Origin of the sequence: Pantoea sp. B623, from assembly GCF_024814475.1 — a bacterium.
Taxonomy (GTDB): domain Bacteria; phylum Pseudomonadota; class Gammaproteobacteria; order Enterobacterales; family Enterobacteriaceae; genus Pantoea; species Pantoea ananatis.
Window position 1 is genome coordinate 2,476,659 of record NZ_JANUXM010000004.1, and the last position, 13,330, is coordinate 2,489,988.

A 13,330-nucleotide genomic window follows, 5' to 3' on the forward strand; every position below is an offset into this window, starting at 1 on the left:
TAGTAAGCGATTTATACGAAGGCGAATGGGGGTTGTACAGTGAGTTTGGCTAAAAACTGCGTTTATTTTTGCCTTAAGATCCTGTTAAGAACTCTATGTTTTACTACAGTCACTACCCTAACTGCTTCATGGACAAGAGGTGACAAAATGAAAAAGTATGCTGCACTATTAGCCGTAACCATGCTGGCTTCCGCGCCGGTCTTTGCTGCACAACAAGGCGGATTTGTTGATCCAAATGCGCCAGCGCCGGCCGCACATCAGCAGCAGGGCGGTTTCAAAACCGATCAAAGCAGTGTTGTAACGGTGAAACAGGCTGAAGAGATGAAAGATGACAGCTGGATTACCGTTCGTGGCCAGCTTGAAAAGCAGATTGGTGACGAAGACTACGTGTTCCGTGATCAGACCGGCACGATGAAAGTAGAAATCGATCATAAGCGCTGGAATGGGCTGACCGTTTCACCCAAAGACCGTGTTGAACTGACCGGGGAACTGGACAAAGATTTCAACAGCATTGAGCTGGACGTCAAACAGGTCAAAAAGTTGCCCTGATTCTGCCCCAATGGACCGCCCAGGCGGTCCATTTTTCCCTTCTGATTGCCCCCTAACTCAAATTCTGGTCTGCAACAGCGAAACGTTTCGATAGCGATCACAAATTTCTTATTCAGTGGTTGAATTGTAACCTTCATTTAATACACTCCTGAAAGCGAAACGTTTCGCTCTGGAGTGGAAAAATGAAAAAAGGTCGCCTGTTAAACGCTGAACTCTCTTACGTCATCGCCCGCCTGGGCCATACGGATACATTGACGATCGCCGATGCGGGGTTGCCGATTCCGGCAGAAACGCAGCGTATCGATCTGGCACTGATACCGGGTACGCCAGGATTTATGCAGGTGGTTGAAGCGGTAACGCATGAGATGCAGGTGGAAAGCGCCTTTATCGCGGAAGAAATTAAGCAGCATAATCCGCAGCTCCACAGCGAACTGATCGCCGTGCTCGACGCATTGCAACAGCACCAGGGAAATACCATTAGTATCCACTACATCAGTCACGAACAGTTCAAACAACAAACACAGCGTAGTCAGGCGGTCGTTCGCAGCGGAGAGTGTTCTCCGTTTGCGAATGTCATCCTGAGTGCAGGTGTGACCTTCTGAGGCCATTATGCAACCGTTACTGCAGCTTAAAGGCATCGAAAAATCATTTCCGGGCGTCAAAGCACTGAATGGCGCATCGTTGTCAGTCTGGCCGGGACGCGTTATGGCGCTGGTGGGGGAAAACGGCGCGGGCAAATCGACCATGATGAAAGTGCTTACCGGCATTTACAGTCGTGATGCCGGTTCACTGTTGTGGCTGGGTGAAGAAACGACGTTTAGCGGCCCCAAGGCTTCTCAGGAAGCGGGCATTGGTATTATCCATCAGGAACTTAACCTGATCCCCCAGTTAACCGTCGCGGAAAACATTTTTCTTGGCCGCGAATTCGTTAATGGCCTGGGCTGCATCAACTGGAAACGGATGTATGCCGAAGCTGACGCGCTGCTAAAGCGCCTGAATTTACGTTTTAACAGCCACAAACTGGTGGGCGATTTATCCATCGGCGATCAGCAAATGGTCGAGATCGCTAAAGTGCTGAGCTTTGAGTCGAAAGTCATCATTATGGATGAGCCGACCGACGCGCTGACCGATACCGAAACCCTGTCGTTATTCCGCGTTATCAACGAGCTGAAAGCACAGGGATGCGGCATCGTCTATATCTCCCATCGCATGAAAGAGATTTTTGAGATTTGCGATGATGTCACGGTGTTCCGTGATGGTCAGTTTATTGCTGAGCGTGCCGTCAGCGATCTGAGCGAAGAAAGCCTCATTGAGATGATGGTGGGCCGTAAGCTGGAAGATCAATATCCCCATCTGGACGAGGCGCCTGGCGACGTGCGCCTTAAAGTCGAAAACCTCAGCGGGCCTGGCGTCGATAACGTCTCGTTTACCCTGCGCAAAGGTGAAATTCTTGGCGTGTCTGGCCTGATGGGCGCTGGGCGCACCGAACTGATGAAAATCCTCTACGGTGCTGCGCCCCGCAGCGCCGGGCAGATCTGGCTGAGTGGACGTGAAGTGGTGACCCGCTCACCGCAGGATGGCCTTGCCAATGGCATCGTGTATATCTCGGAAGACCGTAAGCGCGATGGCCTGGTGCTGGGCATGTCAGTCAAAGAGAACATGTCTTTGACCGCACTGCGCTACTTCAGTCACCTGGGCGGCAGGCTCAGGCACGCTGAAGAGCAGCTCGCCGTCAGCGATTTTATCCGTCTGTTTAACGTTAAAACCCCGTCAATGGAGCAGCCGATTGGCCTGCTATCCGGCGGTAATCAACAGAAAGTCGCGATTGCCCGCGGATTAATGACGCGCCCCAACGTGTTGATTCTCGATGAACCGACGCGCGGTGTTGACGTGGGGGCAAAAAAAGAGATCTATCAGCTCATTAACCAGTTTAAGGCAGAAGGGCTGAGCATTATTTTGGTGTCGTCGGAAATGCCAGAAGTTCTGGGCATGAGTGACCGTATTGTCGTGATGCATGAAGGCCGTTTAAGCGGCGAATTTACCCGTGAAGACGCTACCCAGGAAAGCCTGATGGCCGCAGCCGTTGGTAAGCAACACAGTGAGGATTTAGTTGTATGACCACCCAAACCGTTCCGTCTAACCGTCGCTGGTTCAGCAAAGCCTGGCTGCTTGAGCAAAAGTCGCTGATTGCGCTGATTGTGTTGATTGCCGTGGTCGCCAGCCAGAGCCCTAATTTCTTTACCGTGGCAAACCTGTTCAACATTTTGCAGCAGACATCGGTCAACGCCATTATGGCGGTGGGCATGACGCTGGTTATTCTGACGTCAGGTATCGATCTCTCTGTGGGATCGCTACTGGCGCTCACAGGTGCGGTGGCGGCATCGCTGGTGGGAATGGAGGTGAATGCCTTTGTTGCGGTTGCGGCCTCGCTGGCGCTGGGCGCAGCCATTGGCGCGGTGACCGGTACCATTGTCGCGCGCGGTAAGGTGCAGGCTTTTATCGCCACGCTGGTGATGATGCTGTTACTGCGCGGTGTCACCATGGTTTATACCAACGGCAGCCCTGTGAATACCGGCTTTAATGACAATGCCGATCTGTTCGGCTGGTTTGGTATTGGTCGTCCGTTGGGGATTCCTACACCCGTATGGCTGATGGTGCTGGTGTTCGTGGCGGCCTGGTACATGCTGCACCACACGCGGTTGGGCCGCTACATCTATGCACTGGGGGGGAATGAAGCCGCAACACGTCTCTCCGGTATCAACGTCAATCGGGTCAAAGTCATTGTTTATTCGCTGTCTGGCATGCTGGCGGCGCTGGCGGGTTCTATCGAAGTCGCCCGTCTTTCGTCCGCGCAGCCGACAGCCGGAACAGGCTATGAACTGGATGCGATTGCCGCCGTTGTATTAGGCGGTACCAGCCTGGCCGGAGGTAAGGGCCGGATTGTTGGCACCTTAATTGGCGCATTAATCCTTGGCTTTTTGAACAATGGTTTAAATCTGATGGGTGTATCGTCGTATTACCAGATGATCGTAAAAGCGGTAGTCATTCTGCTGGCGGTGCTGGTGGACAATAAAAGCAGCAAATAACTCAGACCTTAATACAGGATAAAATGATGAAAAAGTTAACTGCATTAGCTGTGATCCTTGGTGCAACGCTCAGCGCCAGCGCAATGGCTAAAGATACCATTGCCTTAGTTATCTCTACGCTGAACAACCCGTTCTTCGTTTCACTGAAAGACGGCGCACAGAAAGAAGCCGATAAACTGGGCTACAACCTGGTCGTGCTGGATTCACAGAACAACCCGGCAAAAGAACTGGCTAACGTTCAGGACTTAACCGTGCGCGGGACGAAAGTGCTGTTGATTAACCCGACCGATTCTGACGCTGTCGGCAACGCCATCAAAATGGCTAACCAGGCGAAGATCCCGGTGATCACCCTGGACCGCGTAGCTGCACAGGGTACGGTAGTCAGTCACGTTGCATCTGATAACCGCTTTGGCGGCAAGATGGCGGGTGACTACATCGCACGTAAACTGGGTGATAACGCGAAAGTGATCGAGTTAGAAGGCATCGCAGGGACCTCTGCTGCGCGTGAACGTGGCGAAGGTTTTAAACAGGCTGCTGACGCACATAAATTCCAGATCCTGGCCAGCCAGCCGGCAGACTTTGATCGTACCAAGGGGTTGAACGTTATGCAGAACCTGCTGCAGGCGCACCCGGATGTTCAGGCGGTGTTTGCACAGAATGACGAAATGGCACTGGGCGCGCTGCGTGCACTGCAAACTGCAGGTAAAACCGATGTGATGGTCGTCGGTTTCGATGGCACACCTGATGGCGTGAAAGCCGTTGAAGGTGGCAAGCTGGCCGCAACCGTGGCTCAGATGCCAGAGAAAATTGGCATGATCGGCGTTCAGACTGCTGATAAAGTGCTGAAAGGTGAAAAAGTGCAGGCGGTCAATCCGGTCGATCTGAAACTGGTTACCAAATAAATCAAAGAAAAGCAGGGCATTGCGCCACCCGTCGGTGGCGCACTTATTTTGGACTCCTCCAATGAGCAAAAACGCAAAACTGGCCGTTCTTGGTAGCATTAATGCTGACCACATTCTTAATCTGGCTCATTTTCCCCGCCCTGGCGAAACGGTGATCGGGCAGAAATACCAGATTGCGTTTGGCGGTAAAGGCGCGAATCAGGCGGTTGCCGCGGGTCGTGCGGGTGCGAATATCGCTTTTATAGCCTGTGTTGGCGCTGATGACATTGGCGAACGTATTTGCCAGCAGCTCGCGCAGGACAATATTGATACGCATCCAGTAGAAGCCGTCGAGGGTGAATCTACGGGTGTGGCGATGATTTTCGTGAATGGCGAAGGCGAAAATAACATTGGCATCTATTCCGGCGCCAACGCGGCATTGACGCCGCAGTATGTTGAACGTCACCAGCAGGTCATTGCCCAGGCGGATGCCTTACTGATGCAATTGGAATCGCCCCTGGACAGCGTTTTGGCTGCGGCGACGTTGGCCAGACAGCATCAGACCCGCGTGATTTTAAATCCTGCTCCGGCAACGAAACTGTCTGATGATTTGTTAGCGCTTATCGACATCATTACGCCGAATGAAACTGAAGCTGAAATTCTGACCGGTATTGCGGTAAATAATGATGATGATGCAGCACGTGCCGCCGCCGCATTGCATGAAAAAGGTATTGCTACCGTTTTGATCACCCTGGGACGCCGTGGCGTCTGGCTCAGTGAAAATGGGAAGGGACAACGTATTGCCGGCTTTGAGGTCAACGCGGTCGACACCATTGCTGCTGGCGATACCTTTAACGGTGCGTTTATCACTGCGCGCCTTGAAGGTAAGGCCATGCATGATGCCGTTCGTTTTGCCCATGCCGCCGCGGCAATTGCGGTAACCCGTTCAGGTGCGCAGCCTTCTGTACCGTGGCGTGCGGAAATCGACGACTTTTTACAGCAGCAGGGTTAAGCGCTTGGCTACGATGAAAGATGTCGCCCGACTGGCGGGTGTCTCAACTTCAACGGTTTCACACGTCATCAACAAGAACCGTTTTGTCAGTGACGGCGTGCGTGAAAAAATTGAACAGGCGATCCGCGAACTCAACTACGCGCCGTCGGCATTAGCGCGTAGCCTCAAGCTTAACCAAACCAATACCATCGGCATGCTGCTGACTGCCAGTAGCAACCCTTTTTATGCAGAAGTCGTGCGTGGGGTGGAAGACAGTTGCTATGAGCGGGGATACAGTCTGATTCTTTGTAATACCGCTGGCGACGAAGCGCGCATGAATCGTAGCCTGGAAACGCTGCTGCAAAAGCGCGTTGATGGCTTGCTTATCATGTGTACCGAGAGTCATCTGCCTTCGGCCGAAATCCTTAATCGTTATCCTTCTATCCCAACGGTGATGATGGACTGGGCACCTTTTGAAGGCCATGGCGATATTATTCAGGATAACGCGTTGTTAGGGGGAGAGCTGGCCACGCAGCACCTAATTGACAGTGGCTACTCGCGTATTGCCTGTATTTCTGGGCCGCTTGATAAAACACCTGCACGCATGCGACTGGAAGGTTATTACCAGGCGATGCAGAAAAGCGGTCTGCATGTTCCGCCAGAATATGTTGTCAGTGGCGACTTTGAGTTTTCAGGCGGCTACAACGCAATGTTTGAATTGCTGGCGCTGGAAACGCCGCCGCATGCTGTTTTTACCAGCAACGACGCGATGGCGGTTGGCGTTTATCACGCATTGCATCAGGCCGGACTGCAGATTCCACAGGATATGGCGGTGATGGGATATGACGATATTGAACTGGCTCGCTATATGTCACCGCCGCTGAGTACTATTCATCAACCTAAAGACGAACTGGGCGAACTGGCGATAGATACGCTGATTCACCGCCTGAGCAATCCCGACGTCAGCCAGCAAACGCTGGTACTGACGCCGGAGCTGGTACCGCGAGGCTCGGTTTAAGCCTTTTTCTTTTTATCGCGATTGCTGATCAGGTTACGTCCATCACCATTGCGCAACATCATAAATGTTAGCGCCGACAGCACGGTTACGATGCCCATCGTCAGGAAGGTGGAATGGAACTGTTCTACCGTCGTGCTATCAAACTCCTGATAAAAACGCAGTACAGCAGCGCTGACCGCTACACCGAAACTGATCGCCAGTTGTTGTGTCACGGCTAGCACGCTATTGCCGCCACTGGCGTTGTCGTCATCTAAATCAGCCAGCGTAATGGTATTCATCGCCGTAAACTGGGTGGACATCGCCATACCCAGCAGAAAGAGCGGTATCAATAACAATGCGATGCTTTCAGAAGGTGACTGCAGTGAAAAGCTGGCAATCATGAACCCGATAATCACCGTAATGCTGACCAGCAAGCGGCGATAACCAAACCAGCGCAGCAGCTGCGTCACGCTTTGTTTTGCCAGAATAGATCCTACGGCCGTGGGCGCCATCATGCATCCCGCCAGAATAGCCGAGTAACCGAAACCCACCTGAAGCATCAGCGGCATCAAAAACGGCACACAGCCTGTACCAAGCCGCGAGGCGATGTTGCCAATGATACCTACCGAGAAGGTGCGGGTCTTAAACATCGGCAGATTAATAAGGGGAGAGGGGTGACGTCGGGCGTGCGCAATATAAAGAAGCAATAACACAACACCGCCACACAATACCCCGGCCGCAATCCAGGGCGAGACGATACGCTCACCAAACAGCTCTATCCCGGTGGAGATCATCACCAACCCGATGCCGAAGAGTAAAAAGCCCAGAAAGTCGAAGCGGCGTTTAGGGGTAGTAAAGTCAGGCATATATTTACGCGCATAGAATATGCCCAGTATGCCAATAGGGATGTTAATCAGGAATATCCAGTGCCAGGTGGCATACGTCACCATTACACCGCCCAACAGCGGCCCCAGGATCGGCCCCACTAACCCCGGCATCGTCACAAAGTTAAGGATGGGTAAGAGTTCACTGCGCGGATAGGCGCGCAAGAGTGCCAGGCGCGCTACCGGCATCATCATGGCACCACCAACGCCCTGAATGACACGGGAGGTAACCAGAACAGATAAAGAAGGCGACAAGGCGCAGGCTAACGAGCCAAGGGTAAAGAGCGAAACGGCAATCATGAAGATTTTGCGTGTGCCGTAACGATCTGCAAGCCAGCCGCTGACGGGGATAAGCATGGCAACGGTTAAGGTGTAGCTGATGACGGCGGACTGCATGGCAAGCGGGGAACGGTCAAGACTGGTGGCGATCGCGGGCAGGGCTGTGTTCAATATCGTGGCATCCAGTGACTGCATAAAGAATGCCATAGCGGCAATCCATGGCAGACCGGCCATACTGCGCGCGGATTTAATCATTGAGCGTCCTTCGTAATGTTTTCAGCAAAGATAATGAAGAAGAATAGCATTGGCAGAAATGCACAATACGCCTCTTTCAGAGACTACGTGGTGATTTCCGTGCGTTGTTTAGGCAGGAAGTGGTGCTTTTTACCTCGTTCGTTTAAAAATAAACCGCTCAGACATTTTTTTATAATTAATGCTTGTCACTCAGAAAGAACTCCCTATAATGCGCCTCCACTGACACGGCACAACGGCTTACGTAACGCGGTGTTCAGCAGGAGGCTCCCAGGAGTTTCCGCCGGAGAAAAACTTCTGAAAAAGAGGTTGACTCTGAAGGAGGAAAGCGTAATATACGCCACCTCGCGACAGACGGTTAACCCGCTGTTCGCACTGCTCTTTAACAATTTATCAGACAATCTGTGTGGGCACTCGCAGGATTGATATCAGCGTCTCCGGACGTAAAAAATATCAAAGCCTCACGAGTGAACACATAATGAAATTCATTATGACGTTTTACAGATGAGCACCGCTGGACTTGTTTCAGCAAATCAAACTTTAAATTGAAGAGTTTGATCATGGCTCAGATTGAACGCTGGCGGCAGGCCTAACACATGCAAGTCGGACGGTAGCACAGAGGAGCTTGCTCCTCGGGTGACGAGTGGCGGACGGGTGAGTAATGTCTGGGGATCTGCCCGATAGAGGGGGATAACCACTGGAAACGGTGGCTAATACCGCATAACGTCGCAAGACCAAAGAGGGGGACCTTCGGGCCTCTCACTATCGGATGAACCCAGATGGGATTAGCTAGTAGGCGGGGTAACGGCCCACCTAGGCGACGATCCCTAGCTGGTCTGAGAGGATGACCAGCCACACTGGAACTGAGACACGGTCCAGACTCCTACGGGAGGCAGCAGTGGGGAATATTGCACAATGGGCGCAAGCCTGATGCAGCCATGCCGCGTGTATGAAGAAGGCCTTCGGGTTGTAAAGTACTTTCAGCGGGGAGGAAGGCGATGTGGTTAATAACCGCATTGATTGACGTTACCCGCAGAAGAAGCACCGGCTAACTCCGTGCCAGCAGCCGCGGTAATACGGAGGGTGCAAGCGTTAATCGGAATTACTGGGCGTAAAGCGCACGCAGGCGGTCTGTTAAGTCAGATGTGAAATCCCCGGGCTTAACCTGGGAACTGCATTTGAAACTGGCAGGCTTGAGTCTCGTAGAGGGGGGTAGAATTCCAGGTGTAGCGGTGAAATGCGTAGAGATCTGGAGGAATACCGGTGGCGAAGGCGGCCCCCTGGACGAAGACTGACGCTCAGGTGCGAAAGCGTGGGGAGCAAACAGGATTAGATACCCTGGTAGTCCACGCCGTAAACGATGTCGACTTGGAGGTTGTTCCCTTGAGGAGTGGCTTCCGGAGCTAACGCGTTAAGTCGACCGCCTGGGGAGTACGGCCGCAAGGTTAAAACTCAAATGAATTGACGGGGGCCCGCACAAGCGGTGGAGCATGTGGTTTAATTCGATGCAACGCGAAGAACCTTACCTACTCTTGACATCCAGAGAACTTAGCAGAGATGCTTTGGTGCCTTCGGGAACTCTGAGACAGGTGCTGCATGGCTGTCGTCAGCTCGTGTTGTGAAATGTTGGGTTAAGTCCCGCAACGAGCGCAACCCTTATCCTTTGTTGCCAGCGATTCGGTCGGGAACTCAAAGGAGACTGCCGGTGATAAACCGGAGGAAGGTGGGGATGACGTCAAGTCATCATGGCCCTTACGAGTAGGGCTACACACGTGCTACAATGGCGCATACAAAGAGAAGCGACCTCGCGAGAGCAAGCGGACCTCATAAAGTGCGTCGTAGTCCGGATCGGAGTCTGCAACTCGACTCCGTGAAGTCGGAATCGCTAGTAATCGTGGATCAGAATGCCACGGTGAATACGTTCCCGGGCCTTGTACACACCGCCCGTCACACCATGGGAGTGGGTTGCAAAAGAAGTAGGTAGCTTAACCTTCGGGAGGGCGCTTACCACTTTGTGATTCATGACTGGGGTGAAGTCGTAACAAGGTAACCGTAGGGGAACCTGCGGTTGGATCACCTCCTTACCTGAAGATACCTTCCCGCGAAGTGCTCACACAGATTGTCTGATAGAAAGATAAAGAAGCAAGACGGCTGCGAAGTCGAGACACGTCAGTGTCCCCTTCGTCTAGCGGTTAGGACTCCGCCCTTTCACGGCGGCAACAGGGGTTCGAATCCCCTAGGGGACGCCACTTGCTTGGTGACAGGTGAAAGGTGTCTCCACGAAGTATCTCAAAACTGGCCTCAGGGTCACGTTTGAGATATTTGCTCTTTAACAATCCGGAACAAGCTGAAAATTTGAAACGACGCATTGTCGTGTTCCTCCGTAATAAGGAACACAGCACAACGCGTTCGAGTCTCTCAAAAGCTCACGACACGCAGCGTAAAACGCCTGTGGGTTGTGAGGTTAAGCGACTAAGCGTACACGGTGGATGCCCTGGCAGTCAGAGGCGATGAAGGGCGTGCTAATCTGCGATAAGCGCCGGTAAGGTGATATGAACCGCAATAACCGGCGATACCCGAATGGGGAAACCCAGTGTGTTCCGACACACTATCATGCAGTGAATACATAGCTGTATGAGGCGAACCGGGGGAACTGAAACATCTAAGTACCCCGAGGAAAAGAAATCAACCGAGATTCCCCCAGTAGCGGCGAGCGAACGGGGAGGAGCCCAGAACCATCATCAGCTTGTGCATCAGTGGAAGCGTCTGGAAAGTCGCAGGGTACAGGGTGATACTCCCGTACACAAAGGTGCACAGGCTGTGAGTTCGATGAGTAAGGCGGGACACGTGGTATCCTGTCTGAATATGGGGGGACCATCCTCCAAGGCTAAATACTCCTGACTGACCGATAGTGAACCAGTACCGTGAGGGAAAGGCGAAAAGAACCCCGGCGAGGGGAGTGAAACAGAACCTGAAACCGTGTACGTACAAGCAGTGGGAGCCTCTTTATGGGGTGACTGCGTACCTTTTGTATAATGGGTCAGCGACTTATATTCTGTAGCAAGGTTAACCGCATAGGGGAGCCGCAGGGAAACCGAGTCTTAACTGGGCGTTAAGTTGCAGGGTATAGACCCGAAACCCGGTGATCTAGCCATGGGCAGGTTGAAGGTTGGGTAACACTAACTGGAGGACCGAACCGACTAATGTTGAAAAATTAGCGGATGACCTGTGGCTGGGGGTGAAAGGCCAATCAAACCGGGAGATAGCTGGTTCTCCCCGAAAGCTATTTAGGTAGCGCCTCGTGAACTCATCTCCGGGGGTAGAGCACTGTTTCGGCTAGGGGGCCATCCCGGCTTACCAACCCGATGCAAACTGCGAATACCGGAGAATGTTATCACGGGAGACACACGGCGGGTGCTAACGTCCGTCGTGAAGAGGGAAACAACCCAGACCGCCAGCTAAGGTCCCAAAGTCATGGTTAAGTGGGAAACGATGTGGGAAGGCCCAGACAGCCAGGATGTTGGCTTAGAAGCAGCCATCATTTAAAGAAAGCGTAATAGCTCACTGGTCGAGTCGGCCTGCGCGGAAGATGTAACGGGGCTAAACCATGCACCGAAGCTGCGGCAGCGACGCTTATGCGTTGTTGGGTAGGGGAGCGTTCTGTAAGCCGTCGAAGGTGGCCTGTGAGGGTTGCTGGAGGTATCAGAAGTGCGAATGCTGACATAAGTAACGATAAACAAGGTGAAAAACCTTGTCGCCGGAAGACCAAGGGTTCCTGTTCAACGTTAATCGGAGCAGGGTGAGTCGACCCCTAAGGCGAGGCCGAAAGGCGTAGTCGATGGGAAACAGGTTAATATTCCTGTACTTGGTGTTACTGCGAAGGGGGGACGGAGAAGGCTATATCAGCCGGGCGACGGTTGTCCCGGTTTAAGCGTGTAGGTGTGTGTTCCAGGCAAATCCGGTTCACTTTACACTGAGGCGTGACGACGAGGCACTACGGTGCTGAAGTGATAAATGCCCTGCTTCCAGGAAAAGCCTCTAAGCATCAGGTAACACAAAATCGTACCCCAAACCGACACAGGTGGTCAGGTAGAGAATACCAAGGCGCTTGAGAGAACTCGGGTGAAGGAACTAGGCAAAATGGTGCCGTAACTTCGGGAGAAGGCACGCTGGCGCGTAGGTGAAGGGACTTGCTCCCGGAGCTGAAGCCAGTCGAAGATACCAGCTGGCTGCAACTGTTTATTAAAAACACAGCACTGTGCAAACACGAAAGTGGACGTATACGGTGTGACGCCTGCCCGGTGCCGGAAGGTTAATTGATGGGGTTATCCGCAAGGAGAAGCTCTTGATCGAAGCCCCGGTAAACGGCGGCCGTAACTATAACGGTCCTAAGGTAGCGAAATTCCTTGTCGGGTAAGTTCCGACCTGCACGAATGGCGTAATGATGGCCAGGCTGTCTCCACCCGAGACTCAGTGAAATTGAAATCGCTGTGAAGATGCAGTGTACCCGCGGCAAGACGGAAAGACCCCGTGAACCTTTACTACAGCTTGACACTGAACACTGAGCCTTGATGTGTAGGATAGGTGGGAGGCTTTGAAGCGTGGACGCCAGTCTGCGTGGAGCCGGCCTTGAAATACCACCCTTTAATGTTTGGTGTTCTAACGTAGGCCCGTGATCCGGGCTGCGGACAGTGTCTGGTGGGTAGTTTGACTGGGGCGGTCTCCTCCCAAAGCGTAACGGAGGAGCACGAAGGTTGGCTAATCCTGGTCGGACATCAGGAGGTTAGTGCAATGGCATAAGCCAGCTTGACTGCGAGAGTGACGGCTCGAGCAGGTGCGAAAGCAGGTCATAGTGATCCGGTGGTTCTGAATGGAAGGGCCATCGCTCAACGGATAAAAGGTACTCCGGGGATAACAGGCTGATACCGCCCAAGAGTTCATATCGACGGCGGTGTTTGGCACCTCGATGTCGGCTCATCACATCCTGGGGCTGAAGTAGGTCCCAAGGGTACGGCTGTTCGCCGTTTAAAGTGGTACGCGAGCTGGGTTTAGAACGTCGTGAGACAGTTCGGTCCCTATCTGCCGTGGGCGCTGGAGAATTGAGGGGGGTTGCTCCTAGTACGAGAGGACCGGAGTGAACGCACCGCTGGTGTCCGGGTTGTCACGCCAGTGGCACTGCCCGGTAGCTAAGTGCGGAAAAGATAAGTGCTGAAAGCATCTAAGCACGAAACTTGCCCCGAGATGAGTTCTCCCTGAGCCTTTAAGGCTCCTGAAGGGACGTTGAAGACGACGACGTTGATAGGCCGGGTGTGTAAGCGCAGCGATGCGTTGAGCTTACCGGTACTAATGACCCGTGAGGCTTAACCTTACAACGCCAGAGGCGTTTTGGTAGAGAGACGATTTAAATTTTC

At 52.9% G+C, this 13,330-nt stretch carries 8 protein-coding genes, 1 tRNA gene and 2 rRNA genes; 10 read left to right on the forward strand and 1 reads right to left on the reverse strand.

From position 1 onward, the window contains the following. Positions 1-147 precede the first annotated feature (147 nt). The 7 genes from NXS97_RS13265 (at position 148) to rbsR (ending at position 6,525) form a co-directional block, all read left to right on the forward strand. A complete protein-coding gene (locus NXS97_RS13265; protein ID WP_019104646.1) occupies positions 148-549 on the forward strand; it encodes a YgiW/YdeI family stress tolerance OB fold protein in 402 nt (133 codons plus the stop codon). 182 nt (positions 550-731) lie between these two features. Continuing rightward, on the forward strand, positions 732-1,151 hold the full coding sequence (rbsD, locus tag NXS97_RS13270; RefSeq protein WP_013023919.1) for a D-ribose pyranase: 420 nt from the start codon (positions 732-734) through the stop codon (positions 1,149-1,151). A gap of 7 nt (positions 1,152-1,158) precedes the next feature. Continuing rightward, entirely contained in the window at positions 1,159-2,667 is a 1,509-nt protein-coding gene (gene rbsA, locus NXS97_RS13275; protein ID WP_013023917.1) for a ribose ABC transporter ATP-binding protein RbsA, read from the forward strand. After that, the gene (gene rbsC, locus NXS97_RS13280; RefSeq protein WP_013023916.1) at positions 2,664-3,635 is read left to right on the forward strand and encodes a ribose ABC transporter permease; all 972 of its coding nucleotides are present in this window, start codon (positions 2,664-2,666) and stop codon (positions 3,633-3,635) included. Before rbsA ends, rbsC begins: the two co-directional genes overlap by 4 nt. Before the next feature lie 26 nt (positions 3,636-3,661). Continuing rightward, a complete protein-coding gene (gene rbsB, locus NXS97_RS13285; RefSeq protein WP_026020887.1) occupies positions 3,662-4,537 on the forward strand; it encodes a ribose ABC transporter substrate-binding protein RbsB in 876 nt (291 codons plus the stop codon). Positions 4,538-4,598: 61 nt separating this feature from the next. Beyond that, entirely contained in the window at positions 4,599-5,528 is a 930-nt protein-coding gene (gene rbsK / locus NXS97_RS13290) for a ribokinase (RefSeq protein WP_014594922.1), read from the forward strand. A gap of 13 nt (positions 5,529-5,541) precedes the next feature. Continuing rightward, positions 5,542-6,525 carry a ribose operon transcriptional repressor RbsR gene (gene rbsR, locus NXS97_RS13295; protein ID WP_014604728.1) on the forward strand — a complete coding sequence of 328 codons (984 nt, stop codon included), beginning with the start codon at positions 5,542-5,544 and terminating at the stop codon, positions 6,523-6,525. On the opposite strand, the gene mdtD is transcribed toward rbsR, so the two are convergent. Beyond that, on the reverse strand, positions 6,522-7,922 hold the full coding sequence (gene mdtD / locus NXS97_RS13300) for a multidrug transporter subunit MdtD (RefSeq protein WP_013023912.1): 1,401 nt from the start codon (positions 7,920-7,922) through the stop codon (positions 6,522-6,524). The two genes, rbsR and mdtD, sit on opposite strands and share 4 nt — an antisense overlap. A 539-nt stretch (positions 7,923-8,461) precedes the next feature. On the opposite strand from mdtD, the gene NXS97_RS13305 reads away from it, so the two are divergent. From NXS97_RS13305 to NXS97_RS13315, 3 genes are all read left to right on the forward strand, one after another. After that, positions 8,462-10,003 (forward strand): 16S ribosomal RNA (locus tag NXS97_RS13305). Positions 10,004-10,093: 90 nt separating this feature from the next. Beyond that, positions 10,094-10,168: transfer RNA gene (locus tag NXS97_RS13310), tRNA-Glu, on the forward strand. Positions 10,169-10,381: 213 nt separating this feature from the next. Beyond that, positions 10,382-13,287, forward strand: a 23S ribosomal RNA gene (locus NXS97_RS13315). Together the 16S and 23S rRNA genes with 1 tRNA gene alongside form the textbook arrangement of a ribosomal RNA operon. The last annotated feature ends 43 nt before the right edge of the window (positions 13,288-13,330 follow it).

Excerpts from the sequence above, each read along its gene's own strand:
- NXS97_RS13265 (WP_019104646.1), top strand. The coding sequence starts at position 148 with ATGAAAAAGTATGCTGCACTATTAGCCGTAACCATGCTGGCTTCCGCG.
- rbsD (WP_013023919.1), top strand. The coding sequence starts at position 732 with ATGAAAAAAGGTCGCCTGTTAAACGCTGAACTCTCTTACGTCATCGCC.
- rbsA (WP_013023917.1), top strand. The coding sequence starts at position 1,159 with ATGCAACCGTTACTGCAGCTTAAAGGCATCGAAAAATCATTTCCGGGC.
- rbsC (WP_013023916.1), top strand. The coding sequence starts at position 2,664 with ATGACCACCCAAACCGTTCCGTCTAACCGTCGCTGGTTCAGCAAAGCC.
- rbsB (WP_026020887.1), top strand. The coding sequence starts at position 3,662 with ATGAAAAAGTTAACTGCATTAGCTGTGATCCTTGGTGCAACGCTCAGC.
- rbsK (WP_014594922.1), top strand. The coding sequence starts at position 4,599 with ATGAGCAAAAACGCAAAACTGGCCGTTCTTGGTAGCATTAATGCTGAC.
- rbsR (WP_014604728.1), top strand. The coding sequence starts at position 5,542 with ATGAAAGATGTCGCCCGACTGGCGGGTGTCTCAACTTCAACGGTTTCA.
- mdtD (WP_013023912.1), bottom strand. The coding sequence starts at position 7,922 with ATGATTAAATCCGCGCGCAGTATGGCCGGTCTGCCATGGATTGCCGCT.